Origin of the sequence: Brachybacterium alimentarium (genome assembly GCF_002332425.1) — a bacterium.
Classification (GTDB): domain Bacteria; phylum Actinomycetota; class Actinomycetes; order Actinomycetales; family Dermabacteraceae; genus Brachybacterium; species Brachybacterium alimentarium.
Map to the genome: position 1 here is coordinate 398,179 of NZ_NRGS01000005.1, position 19,445 is coordinate 417,623.

14 protein-coding genes are annotated in these 19,445 nt (G+C 70.2%); 11 read left to right on the top strand and 3 right to left on the bottom strand.

Annotation, left to right across the window (positions count from 1 at the left end):
• Positions 1-49 precede the first annotated feature (49 nt).
• Positions 50-1,597 carry a L,D-transpeptidase family protein gene (locus CIK71_RS05050; RefSeq protein ID WP_096164060.1) on the bottom strand — a complete coding sequence of 516 codons (1,548 nt, stop codon included), beginning with the start codon at positions 1,595-1,597 and terminating at the stop codon, positions 50-52.
• Between the two features lie 370 nt (positions 1,598-1,967).
• Between CIK71_RS05050 and CIK71_RS05055 the strand changes: the two genes are divergently transcribed.
• From CIK71_RS05055 to CIK71_RS05080, 6 genes are all read left to right on the top strand, one after another.
• On the top strand, positions 1,968-2,984 hold the full coding sequence (locus CIK71_RS05055; RefSeq protein ID WP_096164061.1) for a bifunctional riboflavin kinase/FAD synthetase: 1,017 nt from the start codon (positions 1,968-1,970) through the stop codon (positions 2,982-2,984).
• 155 nt (positions 2,985-3,139) lie between these two features.
• On the top strand, positions 3,140-3,409 hold the full coding sequence (gene rpsO / locus CIK71_RS05060; protein ID WP_096164062.1) for a 30S ribosomal protein S15: 270 nt from the start codon (positions 3,140-3,142) through the stop codon (positions 3,407-3,409).
• A 206-nt stretch (positions 3,410-3,615) separates the two neighbouring features.
• A complete protein-coding gene (locus tag CIK71_RS05065; protein WP_096164063.1) occupies positions 3,616-5,877 on the top strand; it encodes a polyribonucleotide nucleotidyltransferase in 2,262 nt (753 codons plus the stop codon).
• Between the two features lie 279 nt (positions 5,878-6,156).
• Complete coding sequence (locus CIK71_RS05070) at positions 6,157-7,491, top strand: M16 family metallopeptidase (protein ID WP_096164064.1); 1,335 nt, start codon at positions 6,157-6,159, stop codon at positions 7,489-7,491.
• 127 nt (positions 7,492-7,618) lie between these two features.
• Positions 7,619-8,386: a 4-hydroxy-tetrahydrodipicolinate reductase gene (gene dapB / locus CIK71_RS05075; RefSeq protein WP_096164065.1), complete on the top strand. Its 768-nt coding sequence runs from the start codon at positions 7,619-7,621 to the stop codon at positions 8,384-8,386.
• A 10-nt stretch (positions 8,387-8,396) separates the two neighbouring features.
• Positions 8,397-8,843: a hypothetical protein gene (locus tag CIK71_RS05080; RefSeq protein ID WP_096164066.1), complete on the top strand. Its 447-nt coding sequence runs from the start codon at positions 8,397-8,399 to the stop codon at positions 8,841-8,843.
• A gap of 27 nt (positions 8,844-8,870) precedes the next feature.
• Here CIK71_RS05080 and CIK71_RS05085 read toward each other — a convergent pair whose 3' ends face one another.
• Positions 8,871-9,185 (bottom strand): AzlD domain-containing protein, encoded by a 315-nt coding sequence (locus CIK71_RS05085; protein WP_096164067.1) that lies wholly within the window; start codon positions 9,183-9,185, stop codon positions 8,871-8,873.
• The gene (locus CIK71_RS05090) at positions 9,182-9,895 is read right to left on the bottom strand and encodes an AzlC family ABC transporter permease (protein ID WP_096164068.1); all 714 of its coding nucleotides are present in this window, start codon (positions 9,893-9,895) and stop codon (positions 9,182-9,184) included. The genes CIK71_RS05085 and CIK71_RS05090 overlap by 4 nt, the downstream gene beginning before the upstream one ends.
• Before the next feature lie 74 nt (positions 9,896-9,969).
• On the opposite strand from CIK71_RS05090, the gene CIK71_RS05095 reads away from it, so the two are divergent.
• The 5 genes from CIK71_RS05095 (at position 9,970) to CIK71_RS05115 (ending at position 19,369) form a co-directional block, all read left to right on the top strand.
• Entirely contained in the window at positions 9,970-10,698 is a 729-nt protein-coding gene (locus tag CIK71_RS05095; RefSeq protein ID WP_096164069.1) for an HAD-IA family hydrolase, read from the top strand.
• A 164-nt stretch (positions 10,699-10,862) separates the two neighbouring features.
• Positions 10,863-13,646 carry an asparagine synthase (glutamine-hydrolyzing) gene (asnB, locus tag CIK71_RS05100; RefSeq protein ID WP_096164070.1) on the top strand — a complete coding sequence of 928 codons (2,784 nt, stop codon included), beginning with the start codon at positions 10,863-10,865 and terminating at the stop codon, positions 13,644-13,646.
• A gap of 55 nt (positions 13,647-13,701) precedes the next feature.
• On the top strand, positions 13,702-14,640 hold the full coding sequence (dapA, locus tag CIK71_RS05105; RefSeq protein WP_096164071.1) for a 4-hydroxy-tetrahydrodipicolinate synthase: 939 nt from the start codon (positions 13,702-13,704) through the stop codon (positions 14,638-14,640).
• Complete coding sequence (locus CIK71_RS05110) at positions 14,637-16,331, top strand: ribonuclease J (RefSeq protein WP_096164072.1); 1,695 nt, start codon at positions 14,637-14,639, stop codon at positions 16,329-16,331. Before dapA ends, CIK71_RS05110 begins: the two co-directional genes overlap by 4 nt.
• A gap of 224 nt (positions 16,332-16,555) precedes the next feature.
• Positions 16,556-19,369: an FtsK/SpoIIIE family DNA translocase gene (locus CIK71_RS05115; RefSeq protein WP_241964201.1), complete on the top strand. Its 2,814-nt coding sequence runs from the start codon at positions 16,556-16,558 to the stop codon at positions 19,367-19,369.
• Positions 19,370-19,445: the final 76 nt, after the last annotated feature.

Sequence of the window (19,445 nt, forward strand, 5' to 3'; positions counted from 1 at the left end):
GCTGCTCACTCGATGCCTGTGCCGGTTCGGCGGCATCGGGGTGAACGCCTCAGTAGTGCGACTCCACCCGGGTGCCCATCGACGCCCAGTCGTACAGCCACTTCGCGTCGGAGACGGGCATGTTGATGCAGCCGTGCGACCCGGAGTAGCCGAAGGACGAGCGCCACGGTGCCCCATGGAAGCCATAGCCGTGGTGGAAGTACTGCACCCAGGGGACGTCCTCGTTGTAGTAGTACTTCTCGTGGCCCTCGGGGTAGTACGCCGCGTTCGTCATGTCCTGACGGTCGTAGCGCAGATAGATCTCGTAGCTGCCGGCCGGGGTCTCGTTGCCCTCCTTGCCGTCGACCATCGACCGCGGGCCCCACACCGGGGTGTCCCCGACATAGGCCGTGACGGTCTTGTTGCTGAGGTCGACGTCGATCCACTTCTCGCCCGTGGGCTTGTCCGCCGGCTTGTCCTTGTCGTCGTCCTTGGACTTGTCATCGTCCTTGGAGGCGTCGTCCTTCTCGTCCTCGGGCGCGTCGACCTTCTCGACCTCGGACTCGATCTTCTTGGTCTTGAAGGCGGCCTCGAGAGGGGTGGTGCCCTGCAGCGCGGCGATCAGCTCATCGGCCACGGCATCGGAGTTGGTGATCTCCAGGCCGTCCTTCTTCTTGCTGACGACCTTGACGACCTCGCCGTCCTCGTCGACCTGCTCGATCCCGTCCTTGGCCTCGACCGAATCGTCGGCGGCGCGGTCGGAGACCCAGGCGCGCACGGCGTCCTCGTCGACCGAGACCTCGAGGGCCTTCCCGGAATCGTCGGGGGCCACGGAGAGCCAGCTGCTGCGACGCTCCGGGGAGACCTCGTGGGTCGTGTCCTCGGCGCTGGAGATGGACATGGGCTGTTCGAGCAGCGAGGAGATGGTGCCGACGGTCTTCTCCGCCTCCTCGGTGGTGATCGCCGGGGCGATCTCCTCGAGCGGCTGTTCGACGCTGAAGTCCTCGAGCGCGGGGGCCTTCTGGGAGACGGCCTCCACGAGCGGCTGGGGGTCCACGCCCTGGCCGTTTCGGCCCGGGACGGCGTTCCAGGTCTTGGCATCCTCGTCGAAGGTGACCTTCGCGTCCACCGGCTTCTTCATCTCCTCGGGCACGAGGCCCTCGGCGAACGTGGAGACGGCGTCCTCGTCGACGTCCACGACCGGTTCGATGGGGTGCTCCCCGGACCAGGTGGAGGCGACGACGTCCGGCAGCGAGGCGTCGCGCCCGAGGGCGGCCTGCGCGGTCGCGTCGGCATCGACGCTCACGCCGAGCTCCTCGAGGGTGGCGTCGACCTGCTGGTCACCGGCGGTGACGGCGACGGTGACCCCCTTGCCCTGCTCGGCGACGAGCGTCGAGATCTCCTCGGCCGACTTGCCGGCCACGTCATGGCCGAGCACGGTGGTGCCCGGAAGGGCCTTGTCCTCGTACTGCTTGGCATAGGCGAGTGCCCCGCCGGTGAGGACCACTGCGAGCACGGCGAGGATCGACACCACGATGATGAGGGCACGTCGACGGCCGTGGCGGCCGGTGGGTCGGGACGGCCCGCCCGTCGCGGCCGATGCGGTCACATTCGTCATGGAGTGGATTCCGTTCCCAGCGGCCAACGTGTCAGCCCCCGCGTCGTGCGCGGGAGGGCACAGGGGTCCCTCCCCGGCGCCGCCTTGTCGTTCAGGGTAACGGAGGAGGGGTGCTCGGCAATATGACCTCGAGGCCGAGCTTCGTCACAGCTGGGTCACGTCCGACCGGACGGCGACGTCCGCTGCCGTCCGCTGCGCAGTGCGGTGCGGGACCGACGGGACTGAGGGGAGGCGGCCGGGCGTTACAGTGTTCCTCGGCCGTCGGTGCGTGCGCGTCGACGGACGTCCGCCGTCCCGGCTCGCCGCCGGATCGGTGTTATCGCTCGAGGGCGCCAGTGTGCGCCCGGCCCTGGAAGGACATGACCGCGCCGTGACCCGCACCCCCATCTGGCACTCCGTGCAGGACGTGCCTGCCGATCTCGGGGCGACGGCGGTCTCGATCGGGAACTACGACGGGATCCACCGCGGTCACCGCTACGTGCTCGACCAGCTGGTGAGCCATGCGGAGGCCCGCTCGCTCACGCCCGTGGCCCTGACCTTCTGGCCGCACCCCCGGCATGTGATGGGCACGCCGGGCGAGCCGCCGCTGCTGACCGGTCACGAGGACCGTGACCGTCTGCTGCTGCTCGCCGGGGTGCACGGGGTGCTGGACCTCGAGTTCACGCGGGAGTTCGCTCTCTACTCGCCGGAGGACTTCGTGCGCGTCTTCCTCGTCGAGGCGCTCGGGATGAAGTGCGTGGTGCTCGGCGAGGATGCCCTGTTCGGACGGGCCAACGCCGGGACCATCGAGACGATGCGCGAGCTCGGCCGGAAGTACGACTTCGAGGTGGTGACCGTCTCGGACCTGGGGCCCGAGGGCGCCGGGACCGGCCGCATCTCGTCCTCCGCGATCCGTGCTGCTCTGCTCACCGGGGACATCGACGTCGCGACCGAGGGGCTCGGCCGCTTCCACACCGTGACCGACACGGTGCGCCACGGGTTCCAGCGCGGCCGCGAGCTGGGCTTCCCCACCGCGAACCTGGGCCCGACGCCCGCCGGGCTGATCCCGGCCGACGGCGTCTACGCCGGCTATCTCACCGTGCTCGAGCAGGACGTCGCGCACACCGGCACCGAGCCCCTGATCGGCGCCGCCGCAACCATCTCGATCGGCACGAACCCGACGTTCGAGATCGACGGCGCGCCGCGCCGCACCGTCGAGGCCTACGTCCACGGTGCCCACGATCTGGATCTGTACGGGGACACCGTGCGTCTCGAGGTCGTCGCCTTCCAGCGGCCCACGCTCAAGTTCGACTCGATCGAGGAGCTCATCGAGCAGATGGAGCGCGACGTCGAGGTGACCCGTCGCACTCTCGGGAGCGGGCAGCCCCTCGCGCCGTCACCTGCCTGATATCCTGCACAGGCCGTGAATTCGGCCGCGGAGAGCCAGTCCGCCCCACCTGCAGCACCTGTCCTCGGACGAGCGCGGCATCGGCGGGTCGCGGCTCGCCCAGAGAGCCCGGGACACCAGGTCCCGGAGCGCCGCGCAACGACCACAGGAGAACCATGGCCTTCGACACCGCCACCAAGCAGGAGATCATCAAGGAATACGCGACCGCCGAGGGTGACACCGGTTCGCCCGAGGTCCAGGCCGCGCTCCTCACGCACCGCATCAAGTACCTGACCGAGCACCTGAAGACCCACAAGCACGATCACCACTCGCGCCGCGGTCTCATGCTCCTGGTCGGCCAGCGCAAGCGCCTGCTGAAGTACCTGGCAGCCAGCGACATCACGCGTTACCGAGACCTGATCCAGCGCCTCGGCATCCGCCGCTGATCCTGTCCGCCGCTCGCCCCTCACGGGCGGGCGGCGGTTTCATCTGCCCGCCCGTGCGGGCGCCCCAGAATCCCGCCCCGACCAGGTTCGGTCCTCGGCAGTGACCTGCGGTCCCTCGGCATCCGGCTCCTCGGAGTCCGCCACGGACCGCGCGTGACTGGCGAGAGCCGCACCGGCAGGGCAACCCCCTACCCAAGGAGATGCACATGGCCATGGAAGGCCCTGAAATCACCGCGACCACCGCAGTCATCGACAACGGCTCCTTCGGCCGTCGCGAGGTCCGCTTCGAGACCGGTCGTCTCGCCCAGCAGGCCGCCGGCGCCGTCGCCGTCTACCTCGACGACGACACGATGGTGCTGTCCGCCACCGCGGTCTCGAACCGCCCCAAGGATCACTTCGACTTCTTCCCGCTCACGATCGACGTCGAGGAGCGGATGTACGCCGCGGGCCGCATCCCGGGCTCGTTCTTCCGTCGTGAGGGCCGTCCCGGCACCGACGCGATCCTCGCCGCCCGCCTCACCGACCGTCCGCTGCGCCCTGCGTTCGTCAAGGGCCTGCGCAACGAGGTCCAGGTCGTCCTGACCGTCATGTCCAGCGGTCCCGATGACGCGTACGACGTCGTCGGCATCAACGGCGCCTCGGCCTCCACCCAGATCTCCGGGCTGCCCTTCTCGGGTCCGATCGGCGCCGTGCGCATCGCGCTCATGCCGACCGCCCAGGGCGGCCAGTGGGTCGCCTTCCCCACCTTCTCGCAGCTCGACGAGGCCGTCTTCTCGATGGTCGTCGCCGGTCGCATGGTCGAGGACGAGCAGGGGAACCAGGACGTCGCGATCATGATGGTCGAGGCAGAGGCCACCGACAACGCCTGGACGCTCATCACCGAGCAGGGCGCCATCGCTCCCACCGAGTCCGTCGTGGCCGAGGGTCTGGAGGCCGCCAAGGTCTTCATCCGCAGCCTGTGCGTGGCCCAGCAGGAGCTGGCGGCCACCGCCGCCAAGCCGGTGCGCGAGTTCCCGCTGTTCCTGGACTTCCAGGACGACGCCTACGACATCGTCGAGACCGCCGCCGCCGAGCGTCTCGCGGAGGTCATGTCCATCGCCGCGAAGACCGAGCGCGAGGAGCGCACCGAGCAGCTGCTCGGTGAGCTGACCGAGGAGCTCGCCGGTGAGGGCGCTCAGCTCGAAGGCCGCGAGAAGGAGGTCACCGGTGCCTTCCGTGCACTGACCAAGCAGGTCGTGCGCAAGAAGGTGCTGACCGACGGCGTCCGCATCGACGGCCGTGGGCTGCGTGACATCCGTGCGCTCTCCGCCGAGGTCGAGGTGCTCCCGCGGGTGCACGGCTCGGCGCTGTTCCAGCGCGGCGAGACCCAGATCATGGGTGTCACCACGCTGAACATGCTCAAGATGGAGCAGCAGATCGATTCGCTGTCGCCCGTGCACCACAAGCGCTACGTGCACCACTACAACTTCCCGCCGTACTCCACCGGCGAGACCGGGCGGGTCGGCTCCCCGAAGCGCCGCGAGGTCGGCCACGGCATGCTCGCCGAGCGCGCGCTGGTGCCGGTCCTGCCCAGCCGCGAGGAGTTCCCCTACGCGATCCGTCAGGTGTCCGAGGCCCTCGGGTCCAACGGCTCCACCTCGATGGGCTCGGTGTGCGCCTCGACCCTGGCACTGCTCAACGCCGGTGTGCCGCTGCGCGCCCCGGTCGCCGGCATCGCCATGGGCCTGATCTCCGACACCGTGGACGGCGAGACCCGCTACGCGGCTCTGACCGACATCCTCGGTGCCGAGGACGCCTTCGGCGACATGGACTTCAAGGTCGCCGGGACCAGCGAGTTCATCACCGCGATCCAGCTCGACACCAAGCTCGACGGCCTCCCGGCCTCGGTGCTCGGCGGCGCGCTCTCGCAGGCCAAGGAGGCTCGCCTGGCGATCCTCGGCGTGCTGCACGAGGCGATCGACGCCCCGGACGAGATGAGCCCGTACGCCCCGCGCGTCATCGCGGTCACCGTCCCCGTCGACAAGATCGGTGCGGTCATCGGCCCGAAGGGGCAGATGATCAACCAGATCCAGGACGACACGGGCGCGGACATCACGATCGAGGACGACGGCACCGTCTACATCGGCGCCACCGACGGCCCCTCGGCCGAGGCTGCTCGTTCCGCGGTCAACGCCATCGCCAACCCGCAGGTCCCCGAGGTCGGCGAGCGCTACCTCGGCACCGTGGTGCGCGTGGTCGACTTCGGCGCGTTCGTCTCGCTCACCCCGGGCAAGGACGGACTGCTCCACGTCACCCAGCTGCGCAAGCTGAACGACGGCAAGCGGGTCGAGAACGTCGAGGACGTGGCCAAGGTCGGTCAGAAGATCGAGGTGGAGATCCGTGAGGTCGACGCCCGCGGGAAGATCTCCCTGGCTGTGACCGTGGACGACGAGAGCGGCTCCGACGAGGGATCCTCCGAGGACAAGTGATCCTCTCGGCGGCCTGAGGCCGCCGCAGCAGGAAGGGCAGGCATTCCCGAGTGCCTGCCCTTCCCGCGTCCGGTCCCTTCCTGATCCGGTGCCCGGACCCATCCTGATCCTGCGCCCGGGCCCTTCCTGATCCGGCCGCCCGACCTCTGCTGGCCGCGCCTCTGTCCATGGCCGGCTCCACGGTGGGTCGGGCCGACGGGGGAGTGACGTTGGTGGCACCCCCGGTGCGGTGACGGGTGCCACGGCGTCCCGCCACCCCCGGCGTGGAACAATCGAGTGATGCCTTCCGATCTCGCTTTCGACGATCCGTCCTCCGATGTGATGCTCGACCCGGCCACCGGCGTGCGGCGCAGCATTCTTCCCGGGGGCGTGCGGCTGCTGACCCAGACCGACCGCAGCGTGCGCAGCGCCGCCATCGGCCTGTGGCTGCCCGTCGGCTCCCGGGACGAGGCCCCCGAGCACGCCGGTTCCACCCACGTGCTCGAGCACTTGATGTTCAAGGGGACCTCTCGACGCTCGGCGATGGACATCGCCACGGCCTTCGACGAGGTGGGAGGGGACTCCAACGCCATCACCGCCAAGGAGCACACCCTCTACTACGGCCGGGTGCGCTCGGCCGATGTGCCGATGGCGGTCGACGTTCTCACGGACATGATCACCGGCAGCCTGCTCGAGCAGGACGCCCTGGCCACCGAGCGCGAGGTCATCCTCGAGGAGCTCGCCATGGCCGAGGACGACCCGAACGACGTCGGTTATGAGACGTTCCTGGCCGATGTGCTGGGGCCGGACACCCCGATCGGTCGCCCCGTCGGCGGTACCGCGCAGAGCGTGAACTCCCTCAGCATCGAGGACGTCCGCGCGCACTGGGCCGAGCATTACCGGCCCGACAACCTCGTGATCACCGCGGTCGGGGACCTCGACCACGACGGACTGGCCGAGCTGATACGAGCCGGACTGCGTCGAGGCGGATGGACGCTCGAGGACGGCCGGCTCCCCGCCCGTCGGCCCCGCGGTGTCGACCTCTCCACGTCGGCGGTGCCCGCCGTGCCGGACGTCACCCGGATCGCGCCCCATCGACTCTCGCGCACCACCGAGCAGAACCACATCTACCTCGGGGGCCACGGGCTCACCGCCCTCAGCGAGGATCGCCACGCCCTGTCCGTCCTGATGTCTGTGCTGGGCGGGGGCATGTCCTCGCGTCTCTTCCAGAACATCCGCGAGCAGCGTGGCCTGGCCTACTCCGTGTACTCCTTCAGCGGCGGGTATCGCGACGCCGGGCTGTTTGGCATGTACGCCGCCTGCCGCCCGGGCCGCACCTCCCAGGTGGTCGAGCTGCTCGCCGCCGAGCTCGCACGAATGGGGGAGCGGGGCATCGACGAGGAGGAGCTGTCCCGCGCGAAGGGACAGATCACCGGCTCCTTCGCGCTCGGACTGGAGGACACCAGCAGCAGGATGGGTCGCCTCGGTACGATCGAGCTGGTCCACGGCACGTACACGAGCGTCGACGAGACCCTGGAGAAGATCGGCCGGGTCGGTCCCGACGACGTCCGCGATCTCGCCGCGCGCCTGGCCGGATCCTTCACCACCCGGGTCGAGGTCGGCCCCGACTACTGAGGCCGGCGGGAGCGGGAGGAGAGAACGACGCGGCTCCCGACGAGCCGAGTCCGGGCGCCGTCGCCTCCGGCCCTCTCGACCTCCATCCCGTCCCAGCCCGCACCACCCCACGATCGAGGAGCACCCCATGACAGCTGCTGAACAGTCCCCCCTGCGCGTCGCCGTGATCGGAGCCGCCGGACGCATGGGCGCCGAAGCCTGCCGCGCCGTCGAGGCGGCCCCTGACCTCGAGCTGGTGGCGGAGCTCGGCCGCGGAGACGCCCTGGACCTCATCACAGAGGCAGGAGCGCAGGTCGCCGTGGACCTCACCGTCCCCTCTGTCACCGCCGAGAACGTGCGCTGGCTGGTCGAGCACGGTATCCACGCCGTGGTGGGGACCACCGGGTGGACGGAGGAGGGCCTGGATGCCCTGCGCGAGCAGTTGGCGGGAGCGGACGGCGTGGGCGTGCTGATCGCCCCGAACTTCGCGATCGGAGCCGTGCTGGCGATGCGCTTCGCCGAAACTGCCGCGCGCTACTACGAGAGCGCCGAGATCATCGAGATGCATCACCCGAACAAGGTCGACGCCCCCTCGGGCACGGCCCGCCACACCGCCGCCGCGATCGCGCGCGGCCGGGCGGCCGGCGGGCTCGGACCGGTCCCGGACGCGACCGAGAAGGATCCCGAGGGCGCGCGCGGCGCGATCGTCGACGGGGTCCATGTGCACGCGGTGCGTCAGCGCGGGCTGGTCGCCCACGAGGTGGTCCAGTTCGGCGGGCCGGGGGAGCAGTTCCAGATCCGCCACGACTCCTTCGACCGTGCCAGCTTCATGCCCGGCGTGCTCCTGGGCGTCCGTGCCGTCTCCTCCCATCCAGGCCTGACGGTGGGCCTGGACGGCTACCTCGAGCTCGACTGAGCGGCCCGCCGTGCGTCAGAAGCTCTTCGTCGCCCTGCTGGTGCTGATCACCGCGGCGTACTGCTGGGGCCTGGGCTGGATCGCCTGGGGCTTCGTGCGCGCCGGGAGCGCGGTGGGCTACGGCCTCGCGGTCGGCGTCGTGATCCTGCTGGCGCTGACCGTCTGGGTGACCTGGCGCGAGGTGCTGTTCGGCGCCGCCGCCGGGGACCTCGCGCGGCGCTACGCGCCTCCCGCCGACGCGATCCAGGACGATCCTCGCGCCGAGTTCGAGGCCGCCCGGGCCGCGCTGCAGGACGACGACGCCCGGCAGGGGACGGGATCCCCCGGGCACGCCGAGTCCCGCGACTGGGCCGGCTGGTTCCGGCTCGCCCTGGCGTACGACGCGCTGCGGGATCGGAAGAACGCCCGGATGGCGACGCGTCGTGCGATCGACGCCCGGCGGGCGGCGCGACGCTGAGCAGTCCCTCAGGACGCTGAGCAGTCCTCAGGCCCAGCCGAGGGCTCGCAGGACGGCCGCGGCGGCCGCCGCGCCGATCACGACCACCAGGAACGGGGCCCGGGCCAGCAGCAGCGCCACGGCCACCCCGAGCGCCGCGAGCCGTGCGTCCAGCACGATCTCCGTGCCGCTGGTCGCGGTCTGCGTCGCGACCAGCGCTCCGAGCAGGGCGATCGGCAGCAGCGTCGTGGTCCGGGAGATCCGTGGACGGTCGAGCGCGTCGGGCGGCGCCTGGTAGCCGAGCCACTTCTGCCCGAAGGAGAGCACCGATGCGGCGATCACCGCGATCCACAGCATGCTCATCGTCGGCCCCTCCTCGGCAGCACCCCGACGACGACGGCGACCAGCGCGGCCGCGAGCACGGGCAGCCCGGCGGGAAGCACCGGGGTGGTCAGCAGGGCGACGAAGGCGGCCGCGACCGCGATCGCCACCGCATCCCGGCTGCGCAGGCGCGGCCACAGCAGAGCCAGGAAAGCGGCTGCGGCGGCGGCATCGAGACCCCACGCCGCAGGGTCGGCCACGAACTGGCCGGCGAGGGCGCCGACCAGGGAGAACAGGTTCCAGAACACGAACACCCAGACCCCGGCCGCCCAGAACCCGGCGCGCTTCTCCGCCTCGTCCCGTCCGCCGGCTGCGAGCGCCGCCGATTCGTCGATCGTGAGGTGAGCGCGCAGCACGCTGCGCCATCCGGTGCGGGGGAGGGACGGTGCGAGGATCAGTCCGTACAGCGTGTTGCGCACGCCGAGGAGGGCCGCCGCGAGGGCCGCACCGAGGGCGGACCCGCCCCCGCCGACGACCCCGATGAACGCGAACTGGCTCCCTCCGGTGAACATCACCGCGGAGAGGACCATCGCCTGCCACACGTCCAGTCCGGAGGCCGTCGCCAGGGCGCCGAAGGAGATGCCGTACAGGCCGGTCGCGACGCCGATGGCGAAGCCCGTGCGACGGATCGTGCGCACCCCGTCCGGGATGCTCCCGCCCGCGTGGCCGAGGTTCGGGGAAACGCTGGTCATGATGGTTCCCACTGTACGGTCACCAGGGAGGACGCGGCTTCCACGTCCGTCCTGCGATGTGAGAACGTAAGGGCATGACGGCCATTCCGGACTCCCCTGACGCGTCCGCGCCCACCGACGCCCTCCCACTGCGCACGACCACCCTCCTGCTCGACATGGACGGGACCCTCATCGACTCCGGCCCGGCGGTCGAACGCGCCTGGAACACGCTGCTGCGCGAGCTCGGCACGGATCTCACGTTCGGCGCGGCACAGCACGGCCGGCCTGCTCGCCAGGTCCTCGCCGAGCTGATGCCCGAGCTCGATGAGGAGCAGCTGGCGCGGGCGCACGACCGGATCGAAGCCCTCGAGATCGCGGACGTCGACGCGATCCTCACCCTCCCGGGCACCGAGCGCCTGCTGCGGGAGCTCGACGCCGCCGCCGAGCAGCTCAACCGTCCCACCTGGACCATCGTCACCTCCTGCACCGCTGGGCTGTTCGAGGCCCGATGGGCCACCACGGGGCTCCCGGCGCCCGCGCAGAGGGTCACGGCCGATCAGGTCACCCACGGGAAGCCCGATCCCGAGCCGTACCTGCTGGGCGCCGAGCGTCTTGGTGTCGCTCCCGAGCGGACGATCGTCATCGAGGACTCGGTGGGCGGTCTGCACTCCGGGGCCGCAGCCGGGGCCCGCACCATCGCGGTGACCAGCACCACTCCCGCCGCCGATCTCGCTCCGCTCGCGGATGCCCTGGTCACATCCCTGGATGACCTGGAGATCACTGTCGACGGCGAGGATCTGGTCCTCTCCCGCCGAGGTAGCTGAACCTCACGCCGCGCCTGTCGATCAGCGCCTGATCGCGTTGATAAGCTCGGGCGGCCGATCCCGTGCCGCGCGATCTCACGGGTGCCCAGAGGCTCCGGTGCCCGCGTCGACCAGACGCGTCTCCACCGTGGATCGCAGCCGTCCCCCTCGAAAGGACTCGTCCCATGTGCGGAATCTCCGGCAGCTACGGATTCGGCGCTGACACCGAGGGCATCGCCCGCCGGATGAACAGCGCCCTGGCCCATCGGGGCCCGGACGGTGAAGGGATCTTCGTCGACGGGGAGACTGGTCTCGCCCATCGTCGCCTGGCGATCATCGACGTCGCCGGCGGCGCACAGCCGATGACGAGCGCCGACGGCCGCTACACGATCGTGTACAACGGCGAGACCTACAACTACCTCGAGCTGCGCGACGAGCTCGAGGCCCTCGGCCACACCTTCCGCACCGACTCGGATACCGAGGTGCTGCTCGAGGCGCACGCCGAGTGGGGGACCGCCGCCTACGACCGGTTCAACGGCATGTTCGCCTTCGCGATCCACGATGCGCAGACCGGGACCGTCACCATCGCCCGCGACCACTTCGGCATCAAGCCCCTGTACTACTGGATCGATGAGCACGAAGACGCTGACGCTGAGGCAGTGGGCCCCAAGGTGCTCTTCGGCTCCGAGATCCGCTCGCTGCTGGCGGCAGGCCAGTTCGAGGCCGCGCCGGACGACCGCGCCGTCTACCGCTATCTGAAGTTCCGCGTCCAGGACGACGACTCCCAGACCTTCTTCCGCGGCGTGCGGCGGCTCATGGCCGGCGAGATCCTCGAGATCCGCCCCGACGGCACCCGGGTCGCCCCCTTCACCCGCCTGCAGGAGGAGCTGCGCGAGATCGCCGCGCGCCCCAGCCGCCCCTACAGCGAGCAGGTCGTGGACGAGTACCGCGAGCGCTTCCACGAGTCGATCCGGATGCGCCTGCAGTCCGAGGTCCCCGTGGGCACCTCGCTCTCCGGCGGTCTGGACTCCTCCGCGGTCGCCGCCGTGATCGCGCGTCAGCTGCGCGAGCAGCCGCAGGACGAGAGCTTCAGCGCCGTCGGCAGCCGCCAGAACACCTTCTCGGCCGTCTTCCCGAACTCCTCGAACGACGAGGAGGCGTACGTCGACAAGCTGCTCGACGACAACGCCGGCCAGATCACCGCCCACAAGATCCACCCTCAGCCGGAGGCGTTCCTCGAGGACCTGCGCGACTTCGTGCGCACCCAGGAGGAGCCGATCATCTCCACCGGCCCGTACGCCCAGTATGCGGTGATGCGCGAGGCCAGCCAGCACGTCACCGTGCTGCTGGACGGCCAGGGCGCCGACGAGATGATGGCCGGGTACAACCCGTACTTCTACGTCTACCTGCGCCAGCTGCGTCGGCAGAAGCGGTTCAAGGATCTCGCCAGCGAGGTCGTGGGCTCGCGCGACATCCTGCGCAAGCTCGCGAAGTCGAAGTACTCCGGTCGCACCTCGGTGCCGATCGAGGCGCTCCTGAACTCCGGTTTCGTGGCCGAGCACAGCTCCGAGAAGGTCTCCTCCGTCCAGGACGACCTCAAGGAGCGTCTGCTGGAGGACACCTTCCGCCACTCCCTGCCCTCGCTGCTGCGCTACGAGGACAAGAACACGATGCGCTTCAGCATCGAGGGTCGCGTGCCGTTCGTGGACAAGGAGCTGCTGAAGTTCCTGTTCTCGCTGGACGAATCCGCGATCATCCACGACGGCTGGAACAAGCGGATCCTGCGCGAGTCGATGGACGGGATCCTGCCCGACATGATCTCCAAGCGTCGCAACAAGATCGGCTTCACCACCCCCGAGGGGGAATGGTTCCGCACGATCGCCCCGCACCTCATGGAGATCTTCACCTCGGAGTCCTTCGCGAGCCGCCCCTACTTCGACGCCCCCAGCGTCGTGGCGCTGTTCGAGGACTACATCGAGAACCCCGGCAACCACGGCACGATGATGTTCTGGCGCCTGCTGAACGTCGAGCTGTGGATGCGCACCTTCTTCGACGACGCCGAGAACTCCTCGCGGGCGCTGAGCGATGACGCGGCCGCGCAGGAGCAGGCGGCGCTGAGCGTACCGGTGGCCCAGGTCGCCGGCACCGACGCCGACACGAGTTCCGCGAGCGATGTCGTCGAGCCCAAGAGCGACTATGTCGCCAATCCCGGCAAGGAGCTCGACCTGGTCTCCGAGGCCGACGGCCGCACCTGGCGCCGCCTGCCGCTGCAGACCGAGCTGGTCTCCCGTGAGGACGACATCGTCTCCCTGGTCCGCGAACGCGTCGAGCGCTTCGCCGCGTCCCTGCCCGAAGGCACCGTGCCCGTCGGTGCGCAGTGGTACTTCGTGATCAGCGAGAAGATCATCGCGATCACGCAGGGCCGGTCCTGGTTCACCTGGGAGATCAGGCCCCGCCGGTCCGCGAAGGTGCTCAGCCGCTTCGTCACCCGCACCCCGGCCGGCATCGGTCTGGGCGATCCGACCACGATGGAGCTCGCCATCCAGGAGGTCGGCCTCCCGCGCGTGGTCGCCGCCTCGGCGGCCGGTGCGGCCGGCAAGGTGATCGGCAAGCGGGGCCTGTTCTACGAGGTCGTGGGGGCGAACGTGCGCGCGATCGACGGTCCGACGCCGTACTCGGCGTTCCCCTCGAACGTCTCCGCGAAGCTGCCCCCGAAGGACCCGGACGCGGTCTCCGCGAAGATCTCCGCGGCGATCCGCGGGGCGGACATCCCGGCAGCGCTGCGCGATGCCTTCGTGGGCACTGTCGTGATGGATGCGAACGACATCGGTCGCAACGTCCTGGGATCGGACGTCGCCACGGAGAACGCTCGGCTCGAGGCGACGTTCGCGGACAATCCCCTCGGCCAGGGCCGCCAGCGCACGCCGCTCGCGATCCTCGTCGATCTCGGACCCGCGACACGGCGCTGAGCCGGCCGGAGCCTGCATTAGGCTCCAGGGATCAGGACAGTTCCGGGAGGAGACCATGACCAGCACCGACCTGCGCCCCGCGCGGCCCTTCGGCGCGGTGGGGACCGCTGTGGTCACCCCGTTGACCGAGGACGGCCACGGAGTGGACCTCGACGCCTCCCAGCAGCTCGCCGTGCACGTGAGCGAGCACGGCAACGACCTCATCGTGGTCTCCGGCACCACAGGCGAGGCCCCTACGCTCACGGACGTGGAGAAGATCGAGCTCTCCCGGGCCGTACGCGATGCCGTCGGCCCCGAGGTGCGGGTGGTCGCCGGCGTGGGCACCTACGACACCGCGCATTCGATCGATCTCGCCCGCGCCCATGCGGATCTGGGCCTGGACGGGCTGCTGGTCGTCACCCCGTACTACTCCAAGCCCAGCCAGGCCGGGGTGATCGCTCACACCACCGCGATCGCCGACTCCACCGACCTGCCGGTGATGCTCTACGACATCCCGAGCCGGACGGGCACCGCATTGTCCTACGAGACGCTGCTGCGGCTCGGTGAGCACGACCGGATCCTCGCGGTGAAGGATGCCAAGGGCGACCTGCAGCAGGCCAGCCGGATCATGGCCGAGACGGGCCTGGCGTACTACTCCGGCGAGGACGCCCTGAACCTCCCGTGGCTCACGATCGGCGCCGCCGGCCTCGTCTCCGTGGTCGGTCAGGTCGCCGGCGAGCTCGAGCGTCTCATGCTCGATGCTGTGGACCGTTCCGATCTCGCCGGTGCGCTCGACGCCCACCGTCGCCTCGTCCCGCTGGTCGACGCGATCATGGCCAAGATGCCCGGCGCCGTGGCGGCGAAGGCCGCCCTGGCCCTGCAGGGCGTGCTGCCGCACGCCGCGATGCGCGGGCCGCATGTCCCGGCGGACACCGACCAGCTGCGTGCGCTCGCGGACGCGATCGACGCGGCCGACGGCATTCCCTCGTGCGACCCCACCCGCGCCTCGGTATGACCACCGGGTTCTTCCAGGCGTCCGGCCCGGCCCCGGAGCCGGCCCGCGGCACGCTGAGGATCACCCCGCTGGGCGGTCTCGGCGACGTCGGGCGGAACATGACCGTGTTCGAGATCGACGGGCGCCTGCTGATCGTCGACTGCGGGGTGCTGTTCCCCGAGGACGCCCAGCCCGGCGTGGACCTGATCCTGCCGGACTTCGACGCGATCCGTGACCGGCTCGACGACATCGAGGCGATCGTGCTCACGCACGGCCACGAGGACCACATCGGTGGCGTGCCCTACCTGCTGCGGATGAAGAACGACATCCCGCTGGTCGGCAGCACGCTGACCCTCGCCTTCCTCACGGCGAAGCTCAGGGAGCACCGGATCACGCCGACCACGATCGCGGTGGAGGAGGGCCGTAAGGAGAGCTTCGGCCCCTTCGACTGCGAGTTCGTCGCGGTCAACCACTCGATCCCGGACGCCCTGGCGGTGCACCTCTCCACCGAGGCCGGCACGGTGCTGCACACCGGCGACTTCAAGATGGACCAGCTGCCCCTGGACGGACGCATCACGGATCTGCGCGCCTTCGCCCGCCTCGGGGAGGCCGGGGTGGACCTGTTCATGACGGACTCGACCAACGCCGAGGTGCCCGGCTTCACGGTCGGTGAGCAGGAGATCGGCCCCACGCTGGAGGCGATCTTCGCCCGGGCGACGCAGAAGATCGTGGTCGCCTCGTTCTCCAGCCACGTCCACCGCGTGCAGCAGGTGCTCGACGCGGCCGCGGCGCACGGCCGCAAGGTGGCCTTCGTCGGCCGTTCGATGGTCCGCAACATGGGCATCGCCTCGGAGCTGGGATATCTCCGCGTGCCCGAGCGCACCCTGATCGACGCGAAGGCGATCACCACGATCCCCGATGAGCAGGTCGTGCTCATGTGCACGGGCAGCCAGGGCGAGCCGATGGCCGCACTGGGACGGATCGCCCAGGGCGACCATCGCGTCAGCGTGGGCCCCGGCGACGTCGTCATCCTCGCCTCGTCCCTCATCCCCGGCAACGAGAACGCGGTGTTCAGCGTGGTCAACGGCCTCATGGCGCTCGGCGCGGAGGTGGTCCACAAGGGGACGGCCAAGGTCCACACCTCGGGCCACGCGAGCGCTGGTGAGCTGCTGTACTGCTACAACATCGTGCGACCGAAGAACGTCATGCCGATCCACGGCGAGGTGCGCCATCTCCTGGCCAACGGCCGTCTCGCCGAGGCCACCGGTGTCCCGCGCGAGCGAGTCGTCCTGGCCCAGGACGGCCATGTGGTCGATCTCCGGGACGGCGTCGCGCAGGTGGTCGGAGAGGTCCCCACCAGCTACGTGTATGTCGACGGCTTGAGCGTCGGAGAGATCTCCGAGGCGGACCTCAAGGATCGTCGCATCCTCGGTGACGAGGGCTTCATCTCGCTGTTCGCCGTGGTCGACACGGCCACCGGCGCGCTCCTCGCGGGCCCGGAGATCCGCGCCCGCGGTGTGGCGGAGGACGCCGCCGTGTTCGAGAAGGTCCGGCCCGAGATCATCAAAGCCCTCGAGGAAGCGGTCGCCGACCCCGCGAACCGCCGCGATGCCCATCAGCTGCAGCAGGTCATGCGACGCGTGATCGGACGCTATGTCTCCCAGCGCCTGCGCCGTCGGCCGATGATCGTCCCGCTCGTGCTCGAGGCCTGACCCGTTCCACGAGCCCGCCTCGGGGCGTGAGATGGATCCGGTACGACGGGCCCGGGCGCTCCGCCTCCCGGGCCGCAGTGGCACCGGGCGGTACCCTATGACCCATGGCGACACGTACGTCTTCCCCCGCACGTGCGTCGAAAGGCTCGTCCCGGAGCTCGGCTGCAGGTACGTCCCGCACGGCCGGCGCCGCGGCGAACGACCCCTCGACGCTCCCTCTTCCGGTGCGCGCAGTGCGCACCGGCTATCTCGCGATCGCTCGCATGGTCGGCGGACTGATCCGCTCGATCGGCGTGGCCCGCTGGGAGGTGGCCCCGGACCAGCGTCGGGACGGCTATGCCCTGTTCCTCCTGCTCATCGCGGCCCTAGTGGCCGTCGTCGAGTGGTGGCAGTCGGCCGGCCCCGTCTTCGGGGCCGTGCACACCGTCGTGGCAGGCACCTTCGGCATCTCCTCGATGCTGATCCCGCTGCTCGCGGCCGGCTGGTCGATGCGCATGTTCCGCCGCCCCGACCAGGTGCGCGCCAACAGCCGGATCGCGATCGGCATCCTCGTGCTGCTCACCGCGATCTCCGCGATCGCCTCGGTCTCGGCACGCCTGCCCGCACCGGCGGACGGCATCGACGCGCTGGCGCGCGGGGGAGGGGTGCTCGGCTACCTGGCCGCCGCACCCCTGGAGGCCCTGCTGCCGCCCGTGGCCGTCGTGGTGATCCACTCCGTGCTGATCGCCTTCGGCGTGCTCGTCCTCACCGCGACCCCGGTGGAGTCGATCCCCTCACGGGTGCGCGGGGTGTACGACGTGATGGTCGGCAACAGCGAGGAGGAGGACGAGGAGCGCGTCGCGTTCGGCCTGCGCCCGCGCCGCCGGGATCCTGAGGTCCACGAGCAGGCGACCGAGGCCCAGCCCGCCGGGCGTCCGCGGCGCCGCAGCCGGCGTGAGAAGGCCGCGGCCGAGGCAGCGGAGGACCGCGATCACGAGAGCTTCGGCTATGCCGGCGACGAGGCCTTCCAGCAGGGCGTCAGCGCCGAGGAGGCCGCGGGGGCCGGCTCGAAGAAGGGCCGTGCGTCCCGGGCGAAGCGAGCCGCGAAGGCCGATTCCACCGAGGTCTTCGACGTCGTCGAGGATGAGAACAATCGGGCCAAGACCTTCCCCGGCAAGGGGGACGCCGCCGGTGCGACCACCCCGATGCCGACGGCCGCTGCGGCGAAGGCGTCGCCCGCGAGCAAGCCCGCGCCGACCCGAGCCGTGCCGGCCAAGCAGTCCGAGGAGGCGAAGCCCGACCTCGTGCACCCGCCGATGGGTGACCTGCCGCGCGCCGGGGAGCAGCTCGAGCTGGCCGGCGACGTCGTGTACACGCTGCCTGACTCCTCGTTCCTCCTGGAGGGCGCACCGCACAAGACGCGCTCCGAGGTGAACGACCAGGTGGTCGCTGCGCTCGAGGAGGTCTTCGAGCAGTTCAACGTCAATGCCAAGGTGGTCGACTTCTCCCGCGGGCCGACGGTCACGCGCTACGAGGTCGAGCTCGCCCCAGGCACCAAGGTCGAGAAGGTCACGGCCCTGGACAAGAACATCTCGTATGCCGTGGCGAGCTCCGACGTGCGCATCCTCTCGCCGATCCCCGGCAAGAAGGCCATCGGGATCGAGATCCCCAACACCGATCGCGAGACCGTCGTCCTCGGCGACGTGCTGCGCAGCTCCGTCGCCCGTCGCACGGAGCATCCGCTGGTGATGGGCGTGGGCAAGGACGTCGAGGGCGGCTACGTCGTCGCGAACCTCGCCAAGATGCCGCACCTGCTCGTCGCCGGCGCCACCGGTGCCGGCAAGTCGGTCTTCGTGAACTCGATGATCACGTCGATCCTCATGCGCGCAACTCCTGAAGAGGTGCGCATGGTGCTGGTCGATCCCAAGCGCGTCGAGCTCAGCATCTACGAGGGCATCCCGCACCTGATCACCCCGATCATCACCAACCCCAAGAAGGCCGCGGAGGCCCTCGAGTGGGTGGTGAAGGAGATGGACGCCCGCTACGACGACCTCGCCGCCTTCGGGTACAAGCACGTCGACGATTTCAACAAGGCGGTGCGCGCCGGAGAGGTGCAGCTGCCCGCGGGCAGCGAGCGACGCCTCGCGCCCTACCCGTACCTCCTGGTCGTGGTCGACGAGCTCGCGGACCTGATGATGGTCGCGCCGCGGGACGTCGAGGCCTCGATCCAGCGCATCACGCAGCTGGCACGTGCCGCCGGGATCCACCTGATCCTCGCGACGCAGCGCCCCTCGGTCGACGTGGTCACCGGCATCATCAAGGCCAACGTGCCCAGCCGCCTCGCCTTCTCGACCTCCTCGCTGCAGGACTCGCGGGTGATCCTCGACTCCGTCGGCGCGGAGAAGCTCATCGGCCAGGGCGATGCCCTGTTCCACCCGATGGGCAAGGCCAAGCCGATGCGCGTGCAGGGCGCGTGGGTCAACGAGTCCGAGATCCACCAGGTCGTCGACCACGTCAAGACGCAGATGAAGCCGAACTACCGCGAGGACGTCCAGGTCGTCGCGGCCAAGAAGCAGATCGACGACGACATCGGCGACGATCTCGACGTCCTGCTGCAAGCGGCCGAGCTCGTGGTCACCACGCAGTTCGGCTCGACCTCGATGCTGCAGCGCAAGCTCCGCGTGGGCTTCGCCAAGGCCGGCCGGCTCATGGATCTGCTGGAATCCCGCGAGATCGTCGGGCCCTCCGAGGGGTCCAAGGCGCGCGACGTGCTCGTCCATCCGGACGAGCTCGGCACCGCGATCGCCCTGATCCGCGGCGAGGCGCCGCCGGGCGGCGAGGCCGAGGAACCGTACGGGGCCGATCAGGCCGTCGAACTCGAGAGCGCCCCGGCGCCGGAGGCACCGGATCACTCCGAGGCAGCCGCCTCCTCGGAGAACGGGGAGGACCGCTACGGCACCGATCCGCTCGCCGACGACGGCACCGAACCCGCCACCGACTACTACGACGACGAGGACGACCAGGACGGCGAGGATGCATGGAGCCTCACCGGCCGCTGACCCTGACCGGTCCGCGACGGCGGCGTCACACACCACCCCGCTCCGCCCCCTCGTCCCGTCCGTTCCACCGCACGTC